This window comes from Micromonospora purpureochromogenes (assembly GCF_900091515.1).
Taxonomy (GTDB): Bacteria; Actinomycetota; Actinomycetes; order Mycobacteriales; family Micromonosporaceae; genus Micromonospora; species Micromonospora purpureochromogenes.
This window is the reverse complement of the sequence record NZ_LT607410.1, coordinates 626,281-649,011: the sequence shown is the minus strand read 5'-3', so window position 1 is coordinate 649,011 and position 22,731 is coordinate 626,281. Positions and strand designations below refer to the sequence as shown.

General features: G+C 72.3%; 19 protein-coding genes and 2 pseudogenes. 11 read left to right on the top strand and 10 right to left on the bottom strand.

Annotated features, from left to right (window positions below; translation table 11 throughout):
- Positions 1-39: 39 nt before the first annotated feature.
- The 5 genes from sigM to GA0074696_RS03045 all read left to right on the top strand — a co-directional run bounded on the left by sigM (position 40) and on the right by GA0074696_RS03045 (position 4,643).
- Positions 40-816: an RNA polymerase sigma factor SigM gene (sigM, locus tag GA0074696_RS03065; RefSeq protein WP_088959682.1), complete on the top strand. Its 777-nt coding sequence runs from the start codon at positions 40-42 to the stop codon at positions 814-816.
- The gene (locus tag GA0074696_RS03060; protein ID WP_088959681.1) at positions 813-1,784 is read left to right on the top strand and encodes a hypothetical protein; all 972 of its coding nucleotides are present in this window, start codon (positions 813-815) and stop codon (positions 1,782-1,784) included. The genes sigM and GA0074696_RS03060 overlap by 4 nt, the downstream gene beginning before the upstream one ends.
- A 193-nt stretch (positions 1,785-1,977) precedes the next feature.
- A complete protein-coding gene (trxB, locus tag GA0074696_RS03055) occupies positions 1,978-2,931 on the top strand; it encodes a thioredoxin-disulfide reductase (protein WP_088959680.1) in 954 nt (317 codons plus the stop codon).
- A gap of 36 nt (positions 2,932-2,967) precedes the next feature.
- Positions 2,968-3,291, top strand: coding sequence for a thioredoxin (trxA, locus tag GA0074696_RS03050; RefSeq protein WP_088959679.1), 324 nt, complete (start codon positions 2,968-2,970; stop codon positions 3,289-3,291).
- 194 nt (positions 3,292-3,485) lie between these two features.
- A complete protein-coding gene (locus GA0074696_RS03045) occupies positions 3,486-4,643 on the top strand; it encodes an N-acetylmuramoyl-L-alanine amidase (protein ID WP_088959678.1) in 1,158 nt (385 codons plus the stop codon).
- Between the two features lie 44 nt (positions 4,644-4,687).
- On the opposite strand, the gene GA0074696_RS03040 is transcribed toward GA0074696_RS03045, so the two are convergent.
- On the bottom strand, positions 4,688-5,353 hold the full coding sequence (locus tag GA0074696_RS03040) for a GNAT family N-acetyltransferase (protein WP_088959677.1): 666 nt from the start codon (positions 5,351-5,353) through the stop codon (positions 4,688-4,690).
- A 295-nt stretch (positions 5,354-5,648) separates the two neighbouring features.
- Here GA0074696_RS03040 and GA0074696_RS03035 point away from each other — a divergent pair, with 295 nt between their 5' ends.
- A complete protein-coding gene (locus GA0074696_RS03035) occupies positions 5,649-6,959 on the top strand; it encodes an aminotransferase-like domain-containing protein (protein WP_088959676.1) in 1,311 nt (436 codons plus the stop codon).
- A gap of 7 nt (positions 6,960-6,966) precedes the next feature.
- Complete coding sequence (locus tag GA0074696_RS03030) at positions 6,967-7,965, top strand: D-alanine--D-alanine ligase family protein (protein WP_088959675.1); 999 nt, start codon at positions 6,967-6,969, stop codon at positions 7,963-7,965.
- Positions 7,966-8,223: 258 nt separating this feature from the next.
- Here the strand turns inward: GA0074696_RS03030 and GA0074696_RS03025 are convergent, their stop codons facing one another.
- The 9 genes from GA0074696_RS03025 to rpmH form a co-directional block, all read right to left on the bottom strand.
- A complete protein-coding gene (locus GA0074696_RS03025) occupies positions 8,224-9,132 on the bottom strand; it encodes a hypothetical protein (RefSeq protein WP_231925242.1) in 909 nt (302 codons plus the stop codon).
- Between the two features lie 2,183 nt (positions 9,133-11,315).
- Positions 11,316-12,338, bottom strand: a complete 1,023-nt coding sequence (locus tag GA0074696_RS03020) for a ParB/RepB/Spo0J family partition protein (RefSeq protein ID WP_088959674.1) — start codon at positions 12,336-12,338, stop codon at positions 11,316-11,318.
- 27 nt (positions 12,339-12,365) lie between these two features.
- Positions 12,366-13,724: a ParA family protein gene (locus tag GA0074696_RS30630; protein ID WP_088959673.1), complete on the bottom strand. Its 1,359-nt coding sequence runs from the start codon at positions 13,722-13,724 to the stop codon at positions 12,366-12,368.
- A gap of 223 nt (positions 13,725-13,947) precedes the next feature.
- Positions 13,948-14,679, bottom strand: coding sequence for a 16S rRNA (guanine(527)-N(7))-methyltransferase RsmG (gene rsmG, locus GA0074696_RS03010; RefSeq protein ID WP_231925393.1), 732 nt, complete (start codon positions 14,677-14,679; stop codon positions 13,948-13,950).
- 88 nt (positions 14,680-14,767) lie between these two features.
- Positions 14,768-15,370, bottom strand: coding sequence for a Jag family protein (locus tag GA0074696_RS03005; protein ID WP_088959671.1), 603 nt, complete (start codon positions 15,368-15,370; stop codon positions 14,768-14,770).
- Between the two features lie 213 nt (positions 15,371-15,583).
- Positions 15,584-16,579, bottom strand: a complete 996-nt coding sequence (gene yidC, locus GA0074696_RS03000; RefSeq protein ID WP_088959670.1) for a membrane protein insertase YidC — start codon at positions 16,577-16,579, stop codon at positions 15,584-15,586.
- Between the two features lie 3 nt (positions 16,580-16,582).
- Positions 16,583-16,870 (bottom strand): membrane protein insertion efficiency factor YidD, encoded by a 288-nt coding sequence (gene yidD / locus GA0074696_RS02995; RefSeq protein ID WP_088959669.1) that lies wholly within the window; start codon positions 16,868-16,870, stop codon positions 16,583-16,585.
- Positions 16,867-17,283 carry a ribonuclease P protein component gene (gene rnpA, locus GA0074696_RS02990; protein ID WP_088959668.1) on the bottom strand — a complete coding sequence of 139 codons (417 nt, stop codon included), beginning with the start codon at positions 17,281-17,283 and terminating at the stop codon, positions 16,867-16,869. The genes yidD and rnpA overlap by 4 nt, the downstream gene beginning before the upstream one ends.
- A 35-nt stretch (positions 17,284-17,318) precedes the next feature.
- Positions 17,319-17,456 (bottom strand): 50S ribosomal protein L34, encoded by a 138-nt coding sequence (rpmH, locus tag GA0074696_RS02985; RefSeq protein ID WP_088959667.1) that lies wholly within the window; start codon positions 17,454-17,456, stop codon positions 17,319-17,321.
- A gap of 635 nt (positions 17,457-18,091) precedes the next feature.
- On the opposite strand from rpmH, the pseudogene GA0074696_RS32480 reads away from it, so the two are divergent.
- The 4 genes and pseudogenes from GA0074696_RS32480 to gnd all read left to right on the top strand — a co-directional run.
- Positions 18,092-18,400, top strand: a pseudogene (locus GA0074696_RS32480) (chromosomal replication initiator protein DnaA); the annotation flags it as partial.
- A gap of 168 nt (positions 18,401-18,568) precedes the next feature.
- A pseudogene (gene dnaA, locus GA0074696_RS02980) lies at positions 18,569-19,882 on the top strand (chromosomal replication initiator protein DnaA); the annotation flags it as partial.
- A 786-nt stretch (positions 19,883-20,668) separates the two neighbouring features.
- On the top strand, positions 20,669-21,802 hold the full coding sequence (dnaN, locus tag GA0074696_RS02975) for a DNA polymerase III subunit beta (RefSeq protein WP_088959665.1): 1,134 nt from the start codon (positions 20,669-20,671) through the stop codon (positions 21,800-21,802).
- 41 nt (positions 21,803-21,843) lie between these two features.
- Positions 21,844-22,716, top strand: a complete 873-nt coding sequence (gene gnd, locus GA0074696_RS02970; protein ID WP_088959664.1) for a phosphogluconate dehydrogenase (NAD(+)-dependent, decarboxylating) — start codon at positions 21,844-21,846, stop codon at positions 22,714-22,716.
- The last annotated feature ends 15 nt before the right edge of the window (positions 22,717-22,731 follow it).

The window sequence follows — 22,731 nt, the reverse complement described above, 5'->3', positions numbered from 1 at the left end:
CCCGCCGCGCGCCCGGCACCGCATCCGACGGACGTGGTGATGGCCGGTCGCGGCGGGCGTACGCCCGATCCGGCGACCGGCGAGGCGGTGCCGGTCGTGCCGCCGCGCGCGGTCCCGCCCGCCGAGGCGAGCGACATCGAACTGCTCCGCGCCCACGTGGCCGGTGACCGAGACGCGTTCACCGAGCTGTTCCACCGGCACCGCGACCGCCTCTGGGCGGTGGCCCTGCGGACGCTCGGCGACCGCGAGGAGGCCGCCGACGCCCTCCAGGACGCGCTGCTCTCCGCCCACCGGGGCGCCGCCCGGTTCCGGGGCGACTCGGCCGTCACCACCTGGCTGCACCGGATCGTGGTGAACGCCTGCCTGGACCGGATCCGCCGCCGCCAGGCGCACCCGACCGTCCCGCTGCCCGACGGCACCCGGGTCGACGAGGGCGGCTCCGGCGGCGTCGAGCCGGCCGCCCCGGCCGCGGACCACGACACCGCACTGGTCGTCCGGCAGGCCCTGGCCACCCTGCCGGTCGAGCAGCGGACCGCCCTCGTGCTGGTCGACGTGCAGGGCTACCCGGTCGCCGAGGTGGCCCGGATCCTCGGCGTCGCCGAGGGGACGGTGAAGAGCCGATGCGCCCGCGGTCGCGCCCGGCTGGCCGTCCAGCTCGGCCACCTGCGGACCGGCTCCGACGACGCCAGGCCGGACACCGTCCCGGTCGCTGGCCGGAGCGTGCCCGGCGTCACCCTCGGGAACCCCCGGGCCGCGGAGGGCGTCCGATCGGGGTCGGGGCACTCCCGACGGGACCCCAACCAGGAGGACGCGTGACGACCGGGGAGTTCAGCGGGGTCGACCACGACCTGCTCGCCGACTACCTCGGCGGGGCGCTGGACGGCACCCCGGAGGAGGCGTCCGTCGCGCGGCTGGTCGAGCAGGACCCGGCCTGGGCCGAGGCGTACGCGGCGCTGGCGCCGGCCGTCGCCCAGGTCCGCGCCGACCTTGCCGGCTGGGCCGAACCGGCCCCGCAGATGCCGCTCGCGGTCACCGAACGACTCACCGCCGCGCTGGCCGGCGCCGGGCCCGCCCCGGCCGACGCACCGGCGCTCACCACCCCGGTGGATGCCGTGACGCCGGCCGGCGAGCGGCCGGTGCCGGCGCAGTCCGCGCGGGGTCCGGGGCGTACCGCCGGGGCCGGCCGGGACGAGGCGACCGGGCCGGGCCGTCGGCGCCGGCGCTGGACGCGGCTCGCCGCCCCGCTCGCGCTGGCCGCGGCCTCGCTCGCGGCCGTCGGGCTCGGCGTCGACCACCTGCTCGACACCTCGGGGGGCGGCGGCACGGCCGACTCGACGGTCGCCGGGGGCGACGCCGCCTCGGCGACGGCGCCCTTCCGGGTCGTCGGCGCACCGCAGACCAGCGGCACCGATTGGACGCCGCAGACCCTGGCCGGTGGCGCGGCCCCGACCGTGCTGCCCCGGGTGGCCACCGACGGCCCTGGGCTGGCTCCGGGCGGGTCGACCGAGAAGGCCGCCGAGGCGGACCGGCTATCGTCCCCCGGCCGGCTCCTCCGGCTCGCCGCTCCGGACGCGCTGGACGGCTGTCTCACCGAGATCGCCGCCGAGCACGGACGCGGGGCGATCACCGTGGAACTGCTCGACTACGCCAGCTTCCAGGGGGAAGCGGCGCTCGTCCTCCGGTTCGCCGATCCTTCGGGAGAGCGCTGGGCCTGGGCGAGCGGCGCGGAATGTGGCGTGCCGGGATCCGGCGCGGACACCCGCTACCGGGCGCGGGTAGGGTGAGGTCACGGTCGCCGGCCATCCGTCGCCGCGTGACGTGACCCACCGGATGACCGGTTCGGGAATCCCCGGTTCGTACGATGACGTTCTGCAAGTCAGCCGCCGGCGTCGCTGAGCCGTCGGCACTCGGATCGGCGTCGTCCCGGCGGTAGGTCAGCCGGGGGCGGATGCCGAACACACACATCGGGAGACGGCAGTGGACGAGGTCCGCAACCTGATCATCATCGGCTCCGGGCCGGCCGGTTACACGGCGGCGGTCTACGCCGCGCGCGCCAACCTCAAGCCGCTCGTCATCGAGGGTGTGCAGTCCGGCGGCGCGCTGATGACGACCACCGAGGTGGAGAACTTCCCCGGCTTCGCCGACGGCATCCTCGGCCCCGAGCTGATGGACAACATGCGCAAGCAGGCCGAGCGGTTCGGCGCGGAGTTCCTCACCGACGACGTCACCCGGGTCGAGCTGCAGGACACCGGCATGATCGGGTCGGACGCGGTCAGCACCGTGTGGGTCGGCGAGACCACCTACCGGGCCAGGGCCGTCATCCTCTCCACCGGTTCGGCCTGGCGTCCGCTGGGCGTACCGGGCGAGCAGGAGTACCTGGGCCACGGCGTGTCGTCCTGCGCCACCTGTGACGGCTTCTTCTTCCGCGGCCAGCACATCGTCGTCGTCGGCGGTGGCGACTCCGCGATGGAGGAGGCGAGCTTCCTCACCCGGTTCGCCGACTCGGTCACCATCATCCACCGGCGCGACTCGTTCCGCGCCAGCAAGATCATGGCCGACCGCGCCCTCGGCAACGACAAGATCAAGGTCGAGTGGAACAGCACGGCCGAGGAGATCCTCGGCGAGGACGGCAAGGTCAGCGGCGTACGGGTCCGCAACGTGCACACCGGCGACACCAAGGTGCTCGACGTGACCGGCGTGTTCGTGGCGATCGGCCACGACCCGCGCAGCGAGCTCTTCCGGGGGCAGCTGGAGCTGGACGACGAGGGGTACGTGAAGGTGCAGGCGCCGAGCACCCGGACCAGCGTGCCGGGTGTCTTCGCCGCCGGCGACGTGGTCGACCACACCTACCGGCAGGCCATCACGGCGGCCGGCACGGGCTGCGCCGCCGCCCTCGACGCCGAGCGCTTCATCGCCACGATCAGTGGCTGAACAACCGAACAACGAAAGTCCCGGAGGAGGGTCATAGTGGGAGCAACAAAGGTCGTCACCGACGCGAACTTCGCCACTGACGTGCTGAAGTCCGACAAGCCGGTACTGGTGGACTTCTGGGCCGAGTGGTGCGGGCCGTGCCGCAAGGTCTCCCCGCTGCTGGAGGAGATCGCGGGCGAGATGGGCGACCAGGTCACCATCGTCAAGCTCAACATCGACGAGAACCCGGAGACCGCCCGCGCCTACCGGGTGATGTCCGTACCGACCCTCACCATCTTCAAGAACGGCGAGCCGGTGCAGTCGATCGCCGGCGCCAAGCCCAAGGGCGAACTGGTCCGGCTGATCGAGTCGGCGCTCTGACGTTCGCAGCACCGGAACCCCCGTACCCTCCCCGGGTGCGGGGGTTCCGTCGTTCCCGGCCCTGAGCTGGGCGAACGCCGGGTGGCCATCCACCGGGCACGGTACGCTCCGTAGGCATCCGCTACGCGCCAGAGCACTCCGGTCCCGCGACCGTGGCGCCCGCCCAGCCAGCATCCGTGCAGAGGGGGTCGTGCGTGCGTCCGATCCGACCCGGTGACCGTGGGCCCGCGGTGACGGAGATCCGCACGGTCCTGACCGGCCTCGAACTGCTTCCGCCCGCCATCGGCGACGAGTTCGACGTCGCCACGGAACGCGCGGTCCGCGCCTTCCAGCAGTCCCGCGGGCTCAGCGTCGACGGTCGGGTGGGTGCCGAGACCTGGCGCGCCCTGGACGCCGCCCGCTGGCGGCTCGGCGCCCGGACCCTCTACCACGCGGTGCCCGAACCCCTCACCGGCGAGGACGTCCGGTCGCTGCAGGAGCGGCTGCTGGAGATGGGGTACGACGTGGGCCACGCCGACGCCGTCTACGGCGTCCGCACCGCCCGCGCGGTGGCCCAGTTCCAACGCGAGGTGGGCCTGAAACCGGACGGCTCCTGCGGCCCGCACACGATGGGTGCGCTGCGCCGCCTCGGTCGCAAGGTGGTCGGCGGCCGGCCGCAGTGGCTGCGCGAGTCCGACGCGATCCGGCAGTCCGGGCCGACCCTGGTGGGACGGACGGTGGTGATCGACCCGGGCCACGGCGGCACCGACCCGGGTGTGGTGGTCCCGGACGGCCCGCTGCGCTGGTGCGAGGCCGATCTGGTGTACGACCTGGCCAGCCGGCTGGAGGGGCGGCTGGCCGCCGCGGGCGTACGGGTGCAGCTGACCCGTGGCCCGACGCCGGCGACGTGCCTGCCGGACACCGACCGGGCGCAGCTGGCCAACGCGCTCGGCGCGGACGTGTTCATCTCGCTGCACACCGACGGGCACGCCAACCCCGAGGCCGACGGGGTGGCCACCTACCACTACGGCACCGACAACGGCGTCACCTCGGCGACCGGGGAGCGGCTGGCCGGGCTGGTGCAGCGGGAGATCGTGGCGCGTACCGGGCTGCGGGACTGCCGTACCCACGCCAAGGCCTGGGACCTGCTGCGGCTGACCCGGATGCCGGCGGTACGCGTCGAGATCGGCTACCTCACCTCGCCGCGGGACCGGAACCGGCTGGTGGACCCCCGGTTCCGGGACAAGGTGGTCGAGGCGATCGTGGCGGCCGTGCAGCGGATGTTCTTCCCGATCGAGCGGGACGTACCGACGGGCTCGATCGACGTCAGCGAGCTGCGCAAGGTGGTGGCCGCCGGCGCGGGGATGGACTGAGCCGCCGGCGCAGGGGCGTTCCCCTTCCGGCGGGCCCTCGAGCGTCAGCCGGTGGTGGCGCGGGTGGCCGGGGCGGGGCGTACCGGGCGGAGCAGGGTCTCCGGGCTCATCGAGCCGAGCAGCTTCTCCAGCGCGTACTCGACGTCGGACTTCCAGCTCAGCGCGGTGCGCAGTTCCAGGCGCAGCCGGGGGTAGCGCGGGTGCGGCCGGACGGTCTTGAAGCCCACCGAGAGGAAGAAGTCCGCCGGGGCGACGCAGGCCCGGGTCGCGTCGTCGCCGTCGCCGAACTTGGCGTCGCCGAACGCCTCGATCGCCTTGATGCCGCGCTTGGTGAGGTCCCGCGCGACGCCCTGGACGAGCATCCGGCCCAGCCCGCCACCGGCGAAGGAGGGCACCACGTTGGCGGTCATCAGCAGCGCCGCGTCGGCCGAGACCGGCGAGGTGGGAAAGGCCATCGACCGGGGGACGTAGGCGGGCGGGGCGTACATGACGAACCCGGCGGGCATGCCGTCGACGTAGGCCAGCTTGCCGCAGGAGCCCCACTCCAGCAGGATCTGGGAGACCCAGGCCTCCTTCTCCAGGCCGGGGTCACCGGCGGCGCAGGCCCGGTCGGCGGAGACCGGGTCGAGCTCCCAGTAGACGCACTGCCGGCACGGGCGGGGCAGGTCTTCCAGGGTGTCGAGGGTCAGACTGACCAGACGTCGCGACATTGGCGCATCCCCACAATAGGCTCGGAGGTGAAACCAGCGCGGAACGACGCCGCCGCCTTCCTGCCCCCCGACGAGCGATCGTACGCCGCCAGCCGACCGTACGGGAGGAGACGCGCGAACGGCCACCCGAGCCGGGGACGGCGGTCCGGGATGTGGACGCAGCCCACGTCAGGGGTTCCGGGGTGGCGGCCGCGGACTAGGATCGACCAACCGGCGTCCCGCGCCGCCATGGTCGCCGGTTCCGCGGGTACCACACGGGGCGGGAGCCCGACCGACACCCGATCGAGGTGATGTCATGACCGGCACGACGCTCGACGACTACACCGACCGGTACGCCCGGCGCGTCCGCGGGATGACCGCCTCGGAGATCCGGGCGCTCTTCGCGGTGGCCAGCCGTCCGGAGGTCGTCTCGCTCGCCGGTGGGGCACCCTACATCGCCGCGCTGCCGCTCGACGCGGTCGGCGAGATGCTGGGCAGGCTCGGCTCCGAGCACGGGGTGACGACCCTTCAGTACGGCATCGGCCAGGGCACCCTGGAGCTGCGCGAGCGGATCTGCGAGGTGATGGCCCTCTCCGGCATCGACGCGTCCTGCGGCGCCTCCCCGGAGGACGTGGTGGTGACCGTCGGCGGCCAGCAGGCCCTCGACCTGGTGGCCCGGCTCTTCCTCGACCCGGGGGACGTGGTGCTCGCCGAGGGCCCGACGTACGTCGGCGCGCTCGGGGTGTTCCAGGCCGCCCAGGCCCAGGTGGCGCACGTGCCGATGGACGACGAGGGGCTGATCCCCGAGGCGCTGGAGGTGGCCATCGCCGACCTGGCCCGCGCCGGGCGCCGGGTCAAGTTCCTCTACACCATCCCCACCTACCAGAACCCCACCGGCGTGACGCTGAGCGAGGAGCGCCGCGAGCGGGTGCTGGACATCTGCGAGCGCGCCGGCCTGCTCGTGGTGGAGGACGACCCGTACGGTCAGCTCGGTTTCGAGGGCGAGGCGCCCCTGCCGCTGCGGGCCCGCCGCCGCGACGGGGTGTTCTACCTGAGCACCTTCTCCAAGACCTTCGCCCCGGGCCTGCGGGTCGGCTGGATCCTCGCCCCGCACGCGGTCCGCGACAAGCTGGTGATCGCCAGCGAGGCGCAGATCCTCTGCCCCAGCGGCTACGCCCAGGCGGCCGTGGCGACGTACCTGTCGACGATGCCGTGGCGGCAGCAGCTGAAGGTCTACCGGGAGGTCTACCGGGAGCGGCGGGACGCGATGCTCACCGCGCTGGAGGACCTGATGCCGGCGGGCACCACCTGGACCACCCCGGCCGGTGGCCTCTTCGTCTGGACGACCCTGCCGGACGGGCTGGACGCCAAGGCGATGATGCCCCGCGCCATCGCCGCCCGGGTCGCCTACGTGCCGGGCACCGGCTTCTACGCGGACGGCTCCGGCACCGGCAACATGCGGCTCAACTTCTCCTTCCCGTCGCCCGAGCGGATCCGCGAGGGCGTCCGCCGGCTGGCCGGCGTGATGGAGCAGGACATCGCCATGCGTCGGGTCTTCGGCACGGTGACCCCGGCCGGGCGCCGGCGGCAGGGCGGCGCGGATGCGCCGGGACCCGACTTGGCATGATTCCGGCATGGCCGTGACCTCTGCCGGGGCAACCCCCGTGACCGATCCCGCCGTCACCGCCGACCTGCACGTGCTGGTGCTCGCCGGTGGCCTCTCCTACGAGCGGGACGTCTCGCTGCGTTCCGGCCGCCGGGTGCTCGACGCGCTGCGCGCCGTCGGCGTGGAGGCGGAACTGCGGGACGCCGACGTGGCGCTGCTGCCCGCCCTGGCCGCCGACCCGCCGGACGCGGTGGTGATCGCGCTGCACGGCGCCACCGGCGAGGACGGTTCGCTGCGCGGCGTGCTCGACCTCTGCGGCGTGCCGTACGTGGGCTGCGACGCCCGCGCCTCTCGGCTCGCCTGGGACAAGCCGTCGGCGAAGGCCGTGCTGCGGGAGAACGGCATCCCCACCCCCGACTGGGTGGCGCTGCCGCACGACCGCTTCTCCGAGCTGGGCGCGGTGGCGGTGCTCGACCGGATCGTGGACCGGTTGGGACTGCCGCTGATGGTGAAGCCGACCCAGGGCGGTTCCGGCCTGGGCGCCGCCGTGGTCCGGGACGCCGCGGCGCTGCCCGCCGCGATGGTGGGTTGTTTCGCGTACGACTCGACGGCGCTGGTCGAGCGGTACGTGCCCGGCATGGACGTGGCCGTCTCCGTGGTGGACCTCGGTGACGGCCCGCGCGCCCTGCCGCCGGTGGAGATCGTGCCGCGCAACGGCGTGTACGACTACGCGGCTCGCTACACCGCCGGCCGGACCACCTGGCACGCTCCGGCCCGGTTGGACAGCGCCGTCGCCGACACGGTCACCGAGGTGGCGCTGGCCGCGCACACCGCCCTGGGCCTGCGCGACCTGTCCCGGGTCGACCTGATCGTCGACGCCGACGGCCGACCGCACGTGCTGGAGGTGAACGTCTCGCCGGGCATGACCGAGACGTCGCTGCTGCCGCTGGCGATCCAGGCGGCCGGGCTGGACTTCGGGCGGGTGCTGGGGTCGCTGGTCAGTCGCGCCGCCGCCCGGCGCGGCTGACCGCCTCCCGCGCATCCTTCGCTGCCGGTGCAGCGGCCGGTTGGAACTACCCGGCCGCTGCGGTAGACCAGCGCGTCGATGAACGACCATCGGGTCGGGCCGGGCAGCGGGTGCGCTCGCTCTTGCCGGCACTCCTGCGGCGGCCTCACCTCACGGGGCTCGGCCGCCTCGGTGAGGCCGCGCAACGGGCTGGCCGTCGACGCTGTTCCAGTCGCGTTGGCCGTCGGCGGCAGCGGAGCGGTCAGCGTCGCGGGTCCATCACCTTCCCGGAGTCGTCGCTGTTCCGGGGGTCGTCGCTGCTTTGGAGGTCGTCGCCTCGCCGCTAGCCTCGTCGTGCTGGGGAGCGTCGCCCTGCTGGCCGCCGTTGCTGTCCTCCGCACCGGCACCGTCCGCGTCGGCCGTCACCTCGGCGTCGTCGCCCGCAGTGCCATCGTCGCCCATGTCACCTTCTGCAGCGTCGGCAACGTCGTCCGGGTCGTCCGCCGGTACGGGCGTCTCCTCGTCCGACTCGATCACCGACACCGGCTCCTCCTGCTGCTCTGCGGCCTCCTGCTTCCGAGAGGCCTGCGCGGACAGGCTGGACGGCGCCTGCCACTGGATGCGCGGCGGCTCGGCCAGTGGGCGTCCGCCGAACTCGGCCAGCCAGGCGGCCACCATGGCGAGGTTCTCCCGCCACTGAGACTCGGAGATGGGCGGCAGGATCGAGTCCCACAGCGACAGGAAGGTGCCCCGAAGCTGGAGCCGCCCGTACGGGCGGGCCAGGAACCACATGTGCAGGTGCGCCGACCCGTCGCCCCAGCGGTTGACGTGGACGCGGCCGACTCCGTCCAGCGACCGGATGGCGCGTTCCAGTCGTACCGTCATGACCCCCAGCTCGGCGGCGAGCAGGTTGGGCAGGTCGCCGAGGTCGAGGTGGGAGCGGGACTCCAGGATCAGCACCATCGGCAGGCCGGTGGGCCGGTCCATGGCTCGTACCCGCCATCGCTCGCCGACCCAGATGTAGGCGTCGTCGGGTGCGTTGCAGGCCGTGCATTCCCGGTGCCCTTCGCCCTTGCGGGGCGGCTCGACCGGGACCGGATCCTCGAGGTGCTTGACGCGGAGGTCCCCCTCGAAGGGGAAGGAGGGCCACTGGGTGAAATCCGGGACTGCGGGAGGGGTGTCGTGCACGAGGCTGACCCTAACCGAGTCGGAGACCGCTGTCCCTACCCGAACGACGGCGATCGTGAGTCCGTCTCGTGGGCTGCGGGGTGTCGACCGAGGGCGCACCGAGGCCGCCGGAGAGTAGTTGTCCACAGGCTGGTGAGATCACCACCACAGCACGTCATCCACAGGCCAGGACGCCGTTTGACACCGTGTTTCACGTGAAACGAGGGGTGCCTGTGGAAAACCGCTGTGGATAACCGGGGAGTCCAATCCACAGCCCCGACCACAGGCATGGCGGGCCCGTTTCTCCCAACGAGCGAAGCGCCGGTTGGCTGCTGCCGGAAGCGGCGTTTCTGCCGTGCATCGCGTGTCGAGGGGGCACCGGGATGGGCGGTTCGGTCGGTGACGGCGCCTCATCTTCGATCTGCCGCAGTCGGTGTTCTGGCTTCCGCAGGCCTGCGCCGCAGAGGCCATCCTCGCTCCGGCTCGCATCCACGCCATAGCGGGCGTCGGAAGCTGGAGCGGAGCGGTCGGTGGTTGAGCCCCCGGACGACCCCGCTCGTTTCACGTGGAACCTCGCCGGTTTCACGTGGAACGCCGGGAGGTGCCTCCCCCATGTCGCGACCGGGCGGGGCGATTCGCGGACCCGGACGGGCCGCCGGCTGCCGGACGACGACACCCGACGATGGCGCAGATGCGAACCGATCGCCGTGGCCGTCCAGCCGGTCCGATGGCAAACCGGGCGGACCTCCTGGAGTCGGGCGCTGACGCCGGCCGCCTGCCTCCACCGGATTCGACCGGGATGGCTCGGTCAGGGTGGCGGTCCGGCTCACTCTCGGCGTGATCCATCAGCCCACGATCGCTACCCCCAGGCGGGCTCGATTCCGCACCCATCGTCTTTGGGTTCATCTGGCCAACTGGCCCCCCGGTCAGCCGGCACTGGCCGGTTTCCACCAAGACCTCGCTGGCGTTGGGTGACTGCCGCCAGGGGGGTGAGGGCGGCGTAGCTGCGCGCCAAGAAGGCCGTCGAGGACGACCTTGAACCGGCGAGGCCTCCGCCGCTGGTCGCTGCAACAGACTCGGCTACGGGTTCCCTCGACGGATCCGGGCCCGGCGAGCGGGGCGAGGCAACCGACCAACCCTGACATCGGTGAGCTCGGCAGCGCGGGCAGCGCCGACGATCGCCTTTGGCGTTCCGGTGGCGCCCCCTGGAGGCTTAGCCCTGGCATTGAAATCGCTTCGCTGCGGCGCCCTGGATCCTGGGCATTGTCATGGGAGTGCATTCGCAGGGCCGGTTTCACGTGAAACGAGGTGCTGAGTACCAGCCCGGTCGGGCAGGTGTCACCTCCCTCCCGCCCGGAGCAACCGCCGAAGCCCTCTCAGACGCCTCCAGGCGCGGCGAGGCCGTCACTGCGACCCCCCGCGTTGCCCACGAACGCATCGCGGGCTCAGGCGGCGCTACAGGGCCTCAAATGACTGACCCTGAGGGGCGGTCAGATGACGGAACCACGCCCACGCCGGTGTGATCGAGCCGGGCGGCGGGCGCCGGGCGGCGGGCGCCGGGCGGCGGGCGGCGGGCGGCGGGCGGCGGGCGGCGGGCGGCGGGCGGATACCGCCACGCGAGCAACTCGTCCGCCGAGTACGGACCCTGGAGCGGAAATGAAGACGGCGACACTCCCTCGCGCTGCGGTTGGCACCCGCGTTGGTAGACGGGTCGCCCTCCCGCGCGCATCTGTTCCCTGTGAGCGAGGCCGGTGATGGAAGCTGTCGGCCACATGGCGAGTTCCGGTGGGAACCGAAGGCCCCGCCCACCCCAGCACGAACCGATTGGTCTGTCGGTTCGCGACGCATCAGTTGCCTGCCATCAGTCCGCCCGCCGGACGCCGCGTCGGCTCACTACAGACAAGCGTGGCGTCCCGGGTCGAGCCGGTCTCGGTCACGTGCTCAAGCGACGCAGCCTTGCGAGGAAGTCATCACGGCGGCCCCGGCACCCTGGACTGCCTCTGGCCGCACTACCCAACGCGGCACACCGGTTTCACGTGAAACGCGTCGCGGCCTCCATCCGAGACGCACGCCGCCGACGCCCGGAGCGGCAGCAGGAAACGAACCGGCCGCGTTGCCCCTGCCGACGCCCGGAGCGGCAGCAGGAAACGAACCGGCCGCGTGCCCTCAGGGGCAACGCGGCCGGTGACAGAACCAGGGCGGGGTCAGGCCTCCGGCTCCTGCTCGCCCACGCCGATGATGCCCACGATCCGCTCCAGGTCGTCCACCGTCGCGAACTCGATGGTGATCTTGCCCTTGCTCCGGCCGATGTCGACCTTCACCCGGGTGTCGAACCGGTCGGAGAGCCGATCGGCCAGATCGGTGAGCGCCGGGGCGTGCGGCTTGGTACGCCGCTTCGCCGCCGGCGTCTTCGCCGGCCCGTCGTTGAGCGCGAGCGCCACGATCTCCTCGGTCGCGCGTACGGACAAGCCCTCGGCGACGATCCGGAGGGCGAGCTGTTCCTGCGCCTCCGCCTCGTCGAGGCTCAGCAGCGCCCGGGCGTGGCCCGCCGACAGCACGCCGGCGGCGACCCGGCGCTGCACCTGCGCCGGGAGGTTCAGCAGGCGGATGGTGTTGGAGATCTGCGGCCGGCTGCGGCCGATCCGCCGCGCCAGCTCCTCGTGGGTGGCGCCGAACTCCTCCAGCAGCTGCTGGTAGGCCGCGGCCTCTTCAAGCGGGTTGAGGTTCGCCCGGTGGATGTTCTCCAGGAGGGCGTCCCGGAGCATCGCGTCGTCCTTGGTGTCCCGGACGATCGCCGGGATGCTCTCCCGGCCCACCGCCTGGGCGGCCCGCCACCGGCGCTCGCCCATGACGAGCTCGTACTTCTCGGCGTCGAGCTGGCGGACGACGATCGGCTGGAGGAAGCCGACCTCCTGGATGGAGGTCTTCAGCTCCTCCAGCGCCTCCTCGTCGAAGACGTGCCGGGGCTGCTTCGGGTTCGGCACGATCGCGTCGACCGGGATCTCGGCGAAGCGGGCACCCGGGACCGGGCTCAGCTGCGGCTCGGGCGGCGCCGACGGGGTGGCGACCGGCGCGGTCACCGCCTCGACCGGAGGGGCGCCCGCCGTACCGTCGGTGTCGGCTTCGACCGGCACCGTGAGGGTGGTGCCCGGCGCCTCCGGTGCCGGCCCGGTCGGGATCAGCGCCCCGAGCCCTCGACCCAGACCGCCACGGGGACGGTTCTTCATGCGACGCCTCCCAGCGACTCGTGCGCACTACGCATTCCGGCTCACCGGCTCCTTGACACCGCGCTCGGCGATCTCCTGGGCGGCCTCGAAGTAGCTCGTCGCCCCCCGCGAACCGGGATCGTAGGTCATCACGGACTGCCCGTAGCTGGGTGCCTCGGACACCCGCACGTTGCGTGGGATGACCGCCTGGAGGACCTTGTCGCCGAAGTGGTTCCGGACGTCCTGCTCGACCGCGTCGGCCAGTCGGGTACGCCGGTCGTACATGGTGAGCAGGATCGTGGAGACCTCGAGCTTGGGGTTGAGGTGCTGCCGGACCAGGTTGATGTTGTTGATCAGCTGGTTGAGGCCCTCCAGCGCGTAGTACTCGCACTGGATGGGGATCAGCACCTCCTGCGCGGCGACCAGCGCGTTGACCGTCAGCAGGCCGAGCGAGGGCGGGCAGTCGATGAAGATGTAGTCGAAGTGCCCCGGGTACGCGGCGATGGCTCGGGCCAGCCGGGACTCCCGGGCGACCACGGACACCAGCTCGATCTCCGCGCCCGCCAGGTCGATGGTGGCTGGCACGCACCACAGGTTGGGGATGCCCTCGACCTCCTGGGCGACCTCCTCCAGCGGCACGCTGTTGATCAGGCAGTCGTAGACGTCCGGCACGCCGGTGTGGTGCGGCACGTTGAGCCCGGTCGAGGCGTTGCCCTGCGGGTCGAGGTCGACCACCAGCACCCGGTTGCCGTGCAGGGCGAGCGCCACCGCCAGGTTCACCGTGGTCGTGGTCTTACCCACGCCGCCCTTCTGGTTCGCGACGCACATGACCCGGGTCCGGTCGGGCCGAGGCATGGTCACCTCGCCACTCGGATTCAGGATCTGCACGGCGCGCATCGCCTCCATAGCCAACGGTGGGTCATCCTCTTCGCGCGTCGGGGTTTCACGTGAAACGTACGCGGCGGCGGCCTGGTCGACGGCCACGCCCCCGGCCGCCGGCGCCGGCTCGTTCCCGGCGACGGACTCGGAGTCCGCCACCGCGCCGGGGTGGGGCTGCTGGGGTACGGCGGGCGGCACGTTGCCACCAACCGGTGTCTCGAAGCGGGACGGCGCGCCGGAGTTGCGTTGGACCGGGGCAGTGCGGTCGCTGGGCGCGTTGACCGGCCGGCCCGCGTCGTCCGCGATGGGCGGCGGCGGAATGTACGACTCGGGAGAGGGGCGTGCGGCGCCGACCGCGGGCACGTCCCGTTGGACCACCGGATCGCAGTCCGGCGGGCCGGCGGAACCCGGCTGGCCGTCGGCGGGCCGGGAGTCGTGGTCGGTTTCACGTGAAACAGGGTCCACTCCGGAGGGAAGGCCCTCCGGGCGTCTCACCCGTGGATCGTCGTACCTACCGTCGTCATGCACCTGTCATCCCTGCCCGCTCCGGATGGTCGGTCCGCACCCCGTCAATCAGGCCACACGCGCACTCGCACCGCAGCGCGTACGGCCCCGGCGGGAGCGGTCGGGACCCGGTGCCCCCGACGCCCGCCCCACACTATCGACGCGCGGCCAGCCTACGGGGGACGGGCGCGGCGGGTCCATCTCGGTTGTCCGTCGGCCGGGGCGACACGCCGGAACCGAACGGGGATCACCGAGCGCGCTTGCGTCCGCCCCGTGAGCGCTTGGGTGCCTTCTTGGCGGACGGCGGTCGGACCACCCGCTCGCGCACGATCTCCACCACGGTGGTCGGCGGGTCGATGATGCCGACCCCGCAGAGGTGCACGCTCGGCTCACCGCCCCCGAGCCGGTCGACGGTCTCGGCGTGCTCCGCGACCTCGTCCGCCGCCGAGGAGCCCTTCACGGCGATCAGCCGACCGCCGGGTACGACGAGCGGCAGGCACCAGCCGGAGAGCCGGTCGAGTGGCGCGACCGCTCGCGAGGTCACCACGTCGGCGCTGAACGGGCCGGCGCCCGTCGCGTCGGTGGCCGCCTCGTCGGCCCGGCCACGGAACACCCGGACCGTCTTGGCCAGCCCGAGCTGCTGCACCGCCTCGATCAGGAAGGAGGTACGCCGGGCCAGCGGCTCGACCAGGATCACCTGCAGGTCGGGGCGGGCGATCGCCAGCACCAGCCCGGGCAGCCCGGCACCGGAGCCGACGTCGATGACGCTGGCCCCTTCCGGGATGCGCTCGGCCACGGCGGCACAGTTGAGCAGGTGCCGGTCCCAGATCCGGGGCGCCTCCCGCGGACCGATCAGGCCGCGCACCACCCCGTCGGTGGCGAGCAGCTCGGCGTACGCGGCCGCCAGGTCCAGCCGGTCACCGAAGAGCGTCCGGGCCGCCGGGGCCAGCTCGGCCGGCAGCGCGGCGTCCTCCGGCAAGGGAACGGGGCGAACAGGCGACGGCCCGGGCGGCGTACCACCCGGGCCGGTCACGGCGTCGGCCGTGGCGTCGTCGTGGGTCACCCGGTCAGTCCGCCGGCCGGACGATGATGCAGCGGTTCGGCTCGACGCCCTCGGACTCGCTCTCCACCCCGCTCATGGCGTTGACCACGTCGTGCACGCACTTGCGCTCGAAGGCGGACATCGGCTCCAGCCGGACCGGCTCGCCGTGCTCCTTGACCTTCTCCACCGCGTTCTTGGCCACGGCGGCGAGCTCCTTGCGCCGGGTGGCGCGGTAGCCGCCGACGTCGAGCAGCAGGCGGCTGGGCGTACCGGTCTGGCGGAACACCGCGAGGCGGGCCAGCTCCTGGAGCGCCTCCAGGGTGGCGCCGCGCTGGCCGACCAGGTTCTGCAGCCGGGCGCCGACCACCTCGACGACCGGACGTCCGCCGGAGACCAACTCGTCGATGTCGCCGTCGTAGTCGAGGATGTCGAGCAGGCCCTCGATGTAGTCGGCAGCGATCTCGCTCTGCGCGAAGAGCTCGCTCTCGCCGACGGCCTTCTTCGGGGCGGCACCCGCCTCGGCCGCCGCCTCCCCGGTCTCCTCGGACTCGCCGTCACCGGTCGCGGCGGTCGGCACGATCTCCTCGTCCACGGACTGCTCCGCACTGGGGATGCTGGTGTCGGTCACGGTGTCATCTCCGTACTCGCTCGGCCGGACCGTCGGGTCCGCTGGTTTCCCGGGGCGCCCGGCGGGAGAAGGCCGGTGCCCACGGGCACGTCTCTAACGGGCAGTCTCGCCCGTGACCGCGCCAGGCGCGGCGGTTCCGGCCCGGCGCCGGCCGTACGGCGGCTGCGCGATGCCGGAAGGCCGCCGCCGGTAGTCCCGACGGCGGCCCTGGGGTCAGCCCTGCCGCTTGGCCGGCCGACCCTTCTTCGGGTTGGTGGGCTTCGCACCCGGCTTCGGCCCGGCGACCTTCGGCGCGGCGGGCTTGGCCGGCACCTGCGCGGCGGGCTTGGCGCGGTTGAGGAAGCCGCCGATCCTGGCCGGCTGCACCGGCCCCCGGTTGCCGGTGGTCGCCTTGTTTCCGGTGACCCCCTTGTTGGTCACCAGCGGCGGGAACTTGCGCAGCACCCACTGCTGCTGGCCGAGGGTGAAGAGGTTGTTGGTGACCCAGTAGATGATCACACCGATCGGGAAGATCGCGCCGGAGATCAGCAGCGACAGGGGGATGCCGTAGAGCATCAGTCGCTGCACCATCCGCTGCTGCGGGTCCTCCGCCCAACCGGTCTTGAGGATCATCTGGCGGCTGGTCAGGTAGGTGGTGCCCATCATGACCAGGACCAGGATGCCCGCGATGATCTTCACGGTGGTGCCGTTGGCACCGAGGCGGGCCAGCTCGTCGGCGGTCGAGCCGAACTTGCCGGCGATCGGGGCGGTGAAGAGCTTCGCGCTGGAGGCGCTGTTGAACTGGTCGACCGTCCAGCCGTAGAGGGTCTTGCTCGACTTGGCCGGGTCGAGGCGCCGCAGCACGTGGAAGAGACCGAGGAAGACCGGGATCTGGAGGAACATCGGAAGGCAGCCCATCAGCGGGTTGGCCTTTTCCTTCCGGTAGAGCTCCATCATCTCCTTCTGGAGCGTCTCCCGGTCACCCTTGTGCTTCTCCTGCAGCTCCTTGACCTTGGGCTGGAGCGCCTGCATCGCCCGCTGCGACTTGATCTGCTTGACGAAGACCGGGAAGAGGATCACCCGGACGGTGACCACCAGGAAGATGATCGAGAGGATCCAGGCCCAGTTCGTGCCGAGCACCGAGCCGACCGGCACCTTGATGGCGTCCCAGGCCGAGTGCCAGGTCAGCAGGATCCACGAGATCGCGTAGTAGATCCAGTCGAGACTCAATTCTCAGGCTCCAGTCACGTCGGCACGGCGGCGGCCGCCCGGCTCCGGCACCGGGTCGTGTCCACCTGGGTGGAAAGGGTGGCAGCGCGACAAGCGCAGGACCGTCAGGCCGGCTCCCCGGAGCGCGCCGTGCCGGGCCACCGCCTCCAGGGCGTAAGCACTGCACGACGGGTAGAACCGACAGCGGGCCGGCAGCGCCGGGCTTATCCAACGACGGTACGCGATGATGGGGCCACTCAGCACTCGGGCACCCAGGCTGGTAGGCCGCGAACCGGCGGATCCGGTGCTCATCGGGACCGCCGCCCCCGGGGTGCCCGCGCGGCGGCGATCGCCGCGTCGAGGTCGGCCCCCAGCCGAAGGTGGTTCGCCTCGGCGGCGGCGGGCAGTGCGCGTACCACCAGGGTGCTTCCCTCGGGCAGCGCGGCCAGGCGCTCGCGGACCAGGTGCCGCAGCCGGCGCCGGACCTTGTTGCGGACCACGGCGGGGCCGACGGCCTTGGACACGACGAAGCCGGCGCGGGTCGGCGCGGAGATCGTCTCCGTGCCGCTGACCCGCGCCGGCTCCGGCGAGGTTGGCGCGGTGGGTTCGGGGGCCGCCGGCAGTGTCAGGTGCACGACGACGGCACCTCGTCCGGCGCGTCGGCCACCCCTGACCGCTGCGGCGAAGTCGTTGCTGCGCCGCAGTCGCTGTGCGGCCGTCAGCACGACTGCCCACGTCCCCCGGACCGGACCCGGTCGGCTCAGGCCGACAGGCGGGTGCGGCCCTTGGAGCGGCGGGTCGACAGGATGGCGCGACCGGCCCGGGTGCGCATGCGCAGCCGGAAGCCGTGGGTCTTCGCGCGCCGGCGGTTGTTCGGCTGGTAGGTGCGCTTGCTCACGTCAGGCTCTCCGTTTTCGTACGTCCACGGCGCGGGATCGCCGGGGTCGTGTGGTGGTCCAGGCCACCTCGGGCGGTGACCTCCGATCCATGCTGCCCGGCGACCCGGGACCTCGGCGATGCGGGGAAGCGATCGCGGACAGCAAGCACCCATCACCCTAGCAGAGGGCGACAGAGCAGCCCCTCCAGCCTACGCAGGGGGGCAATGACCGTCAAACAGGTCATCAGAGGCACGAGCAGGGCGGTCGTCCGACCGAACCGGCGGTTTTCACTGATACCGCCAAGCGGTCGGAGCGTCGGCGGTTGATGGTGCCCGGCCGTCGCTGTTACCGTGCCCGATTGCGGTCAGCGTCGGGGGTCCGGGTTGTCGCTGGCAGGCAAGACCGGACACGGCAGTGAATCGTTCGGCACGGTGAACCCGCGCAACGTCCCGCCCGACCAGGGGGGCAGGTCCGACCCGCGCACGGCGGGCGGCACAATCGGTCGGTACACACAGGCTGTGGATAACTTGTGGATGCCGGTCGGTCAGCCGCCCGGTGGGGTGAGGTACCACCCGCTCGAACGCGGTGGCGGGCCCGGAACGGCCGACTGGACGACAGCGGCGACCGGGAGCAGAGGCGAGGGGGTGGCACGACGGTGGCCGGTACGACCGACCTTGCCGCGGTGTGGACCGCGGCGACGGACGAACTCGCCGACGAGATCATCTCCGCGCAGCAACGCGCGTACCTGCGGCTGACCCGGCTGCGGGCGATCGTCGAGGACACCGCGCTGCTCTCCGTCCCGGACGCGTTCACCCGGGACGTGATCGAGTCCCGGCTCCGCCCGGCCATCACCGAGGCGCTCACCCGCCGGCTGGGCCGGCCGATCCAGGTCGCGGTCACCGTCCGGGTCGCCGAGGACACCGCCCGATCCGCCGGCACCGTCTACCGCAGCGGCCCGGAGCCGGCGCAGCTCGGCCTCGACGTGCCCGCGGACGACTTCGCGGCGGAACCGCCCGCCTTCGCGGACCTGGCGCCGGGCTACCCGCAGCTGCCCGCCGAGCCGGAGCCGTCGGTCGCGCCGCCGGCAACCGACGGCCACCGCCCTGGCCGCATCCCGGCCAGCCGGGACGGCGGCCAGGACACCCTCTTCGGCGCCGCGTTCGCCGAGCCGCTGCGGGGCGCCGGTCCCGGCCCGGACCGGCGCGGCTTCGAGGAGCGCGCCCTTCCCGACGGGCCGGGGGTCGACGGCCGCGGCTTCGAGCCCGCGTACCGGGGCGAGGCCAGGCCGCCGCGCGACCAGCACGGTCCGCGCGGCCTGCCGCGCGACGGGGGTACGGACAGCGGCCCCGGCCGGTCCGCCGCCGACCACCGACCCGGCGGGCGGGACGACCGTCGCCCCGGGGGCGCGGAGAGCGGCGGCAACCGGCTCAACCCGAAGTACATGTTCGAGACGTTCGTCATCGGCTCGTCGAACCGGTTCGCCCACGCGGCGAGCGTCGCGGTGGCCGAGTCGCCGGCGAAGGCGTACAACCCGTTGTTCATCTACGGTCACTCCGGGCTCGGCAAGACCCACCTGCTGCACGCGATCGGGCATTACGCCACCACCCTCGGCAACGCCCGATCGGTCCGCTACGTCTCCACCGAGGAGTTCACCAACGACTTCATCAACTCGCTCCGGGACGACAAGACCAGTGCGTTCCAGCGGCGCTACCGGGACGTCGACATCCTCCTGATCGACGACATCCAGTTCCTGGAGAACCGCGAGCGCACCCAGGAGGAGTTCTTCCACACCTTCAACACCCTGCACAACGCGAACAAGCAGATCGTGATCACGTCTGACCGCTCCCCGCGCCAGCTGGCGACCCTGGAGGACCGGATGCGGACCCGGTTCGAGTGGGGCCTGCTGGCCGACATCCAGCCGCCCGACCTGGAGACCCGGATCGCGATCCTGCAGAAGAAGGCGGCCCAGGAGCGGATGTACGCCCCGCCGGACGTGCTGGAGTTCATCGCCTCCCGGGTGTCCAACTCGATCCGGGAGCTGGAAGGGGCGCTGATCCGGGTGACCGCGTTCGCCAGCCTCACCCGTTCGACGGTCGAGCTGTCGTTGGCCGAGGAGGTGCTGCGAGACTTCATCCCGGACGGCTCCGGCCCCGAGATCAACGCCGACCAGATCATGGCTTCCACCGCCGACTACTTCGGGGTGAGCCTGGAGGACCTGCGCGGCCAGTCCCGCTCGCGGGTGCTGGTCAACGCCCGCCAGGTGGCCATGTACCTGTGCCGCGAGCTGACCGAGTTGTCGTTGCCCCGGATCGGGCAGGCGTTCGGTGGCCGGGACCACACCACGGTGATGCACGCCGACCGGAAGATCCGCCAGCAGATGGCGGAGCGCCGCTCGCTCTACAACCAGATCGCCGAGCTGACCAACCGGATAAAGCAGAACACTTGAGGCGTACGCCACGCCGGCGCCCGCCGGTGAACGAGCGCGGAGACGCGCCCGGCCAGTTCGGTCGGGCGCTTTTTCGTGCCTGGGGGAGCCGACGGTTGACCCTGAACCGGGTCGAGGGGCCAGGATCGGTGTCGTGTTCGTCCACAGCACGCCCCGGTTGTCCACACCCCCTGTTCCACAGGCGGTGGAAAACCACGTAGCGTTTCGAGTCGGTTACCCACAGACTGTGGACAAACCCTGGGGACGAAGCTGTGGACGCCTGGGGACGACGGTCCGGTTGTCCACCGACGACGGTCGACCTGTGGGCGGCCTGTTGAAGGTTCTGGGGATGACGGCTCCGGGGGCCCTCGCCGGTGTCCACAGCACTGGGGAGAAACCCGGTGGATTACCCGTGGACAAGCGGTGGACAACCGTGGACAACCTGGGGGTTCGGCCGGCCTGTGGACCGCCACACCGGTTTACCCCCCGGTTCTCCACAGCCAAACCACCGGTGGATAACCTGTCTGACCTGGGCGGACGCGGGTTCTCCACAGTTTGCACAGGTGCGATGAAGACGATGAGTTATCTCTTCTAAAAGAATCAAAAACCAATCATCACCGTTGGACTTCCTGTGGATCGGTTCGGCCGCTGCCGTCGGCGGTCGCTCCGGCATCTGGATCAACGGGGTCGGGCGCACAGCCGATGCCCACGCGCCCTAAGGTGCGATGGGTACCCGCACGGTCGGGCGGGACGGTGGGCAGCGGTCGGCATGAGAGAGTTGTCGCTGACGTCGACGCGGAGGCATTGATGAAGTTCCGAGTAGAGCGCGACGCGCTCGCCGAAGCGGTGGCGTGGACCGCGAAGAGCCTGCCCAACCGGCCGTCCGTACCGGTGCTCGCCGGGGTGATGCTCCGGGTCACCGACGGCAACCTGCAGGTCTCCGGCTTCGACTACGAGGTCTCCAGCCAGGTGACCGTCGAGGTGCAGGGGGACGCCGACGGTGCCGCCCTGGTCTCCGGCCGCCTGCTCGCCGAGATCACCAAGGCGCTGCCGGCCAAGCCGGTGGACATCGCCGCGGTCGGCGCCCACCTGGAACTGGTCTGCGGCAGCGCCCGGTTCACCCTGCCGACCATGCCGGTGGAGGACTACCCGGCGCTGCCCGAGATGCCCGAGAGCGCCGGCACCGTCGACGCGGCCGCCTTCGCCGCCGCCGTCGCCCAGGTGGCGGTGGCCGCCGGCCGGGACGAGACGCTGCCGATGATGACCGGCGTCCGGCTGGAGCTCTCCGGCGGCACGCTGGCGATGCTCGCCACCGACCGCTACCGCCTGGCGCTGCGCGAGATGGAGTGGAACCCGGACGACCCGGAGATCAGCATCAACGCGCTGGTGCCGGCACGCACCCTGCACGACACGGCCAAGGCCCTCGGCCCGCTCGGCGGCCAGGTCAACATGGCGCTCTCCCAGGGCGCGGCCGGCGAGGGCATGATCGGCTTCTCCGGCGGCACCCGGCGTACCACCAGCCGGCTGCTCGACGGGGCGAACTACCCGCCGGTGCGCTCGCTCTTCCCGGCCACCCACAACGCCGAGGCGCGGGTGCCGGTCAGCACGCTGATCGAGGTGGTCAAGCGGGTCGCCCTGGTGGCCGAGCGGACCACCCCGGTGCTGCTGAGCTTCTCCTCCGACGGCCTGGTGGTCGAGGCGGGCGGCACCGAGGAGGCGCGGGCCAGCGAGGCGATGGAGGCCACCTTCACCGGCGAGCCGCTGACCATCGGCTTCAACCCGCAGTACCTGATCGACGGTCTGGCCAACCTGGGCGCCCAGTTCGCGCAGCTCGCGTTCGTCGACGCCTTCAAGCCGGCGGTGATTTCCCCCGCCGGGGAGGATGGCGAGGTCATCCCGGGGTACCGGTACCTCATCATGCCGATCCGCGTGTCCCGCTGATCGCAGCCCCAGCAGACCCAGACGCACGGAGGTAGGAGCAGATGCAGCTCGGCCTGGTAGGACTCGGCCGGATGGGCGGCAACATGCGTGAACGGTTGCGCGCCGCCGGGCACGAGGTGGTCGGCTTCGACCACAACGCGGAGCTGAGCGACGTCCCGAGCCTGGCGGCGCTGGCCGAGAAGCTGGAGTCGCCGCGCGCGGTCTGGGTGATGGTCCCGGCCGGCGTCACCGACGCGACCATCGACGAGCTCGCCGGCGTGCTGGGCGAGGGCGACATCATCATCGACGGCGGCAACTCGCGCTTCAGCGACGACGGCCCCCGCGCCGAGCGCCTCGCCGAGCAGGGCATCGGCTACCTGGACGTCGGCGTCTCCGGCGGCGTCTGGGGCCGGCAGAACGGGTACGCCCTGATGGTCGGCGGCGCCCAGGAGCACGTCGAGCGGCTGATGCCGATCTTCGAAGGGCTCAAGCCGGAGGGCGAGTACGGCTTCGTGCACGCCGGCCCGGTCGGCGCCGGCCACTACGCCAAGATGGTGCACAACGGCATCGAGTACGGCCTGATGCACGCCTACGCCGAGGGCTACGAGCTGCTGGCCGCCTCGGAGCTGGTGACCAACGTGCCGGGCGTCTTCAAGTCCTGGCGCGAGGGGACCGTGGTCCGCTCCTGGCTGCTCGACCTGCTCGACCGGGCCCTCGACGAGGACCCGGAGCTGGCCGAGCTGAGCGGCTACACCGAGGACACCGGCGAGGGCCGCTGGACGGTCGACGAGGCGGTCCGGCTCGCCGTGCCGCTGAACGTCATCACCGCCTCGCTCTTCGCCCGGTTCGCCTCCCGCCAGGACGACTCGCCCGCGATGAAGGCGGTCGCCGCGCTGCGCCAGCAGTTCGGCGGGCACGCCGTCCACAAGAGCTGACCGGTATCCACAGCC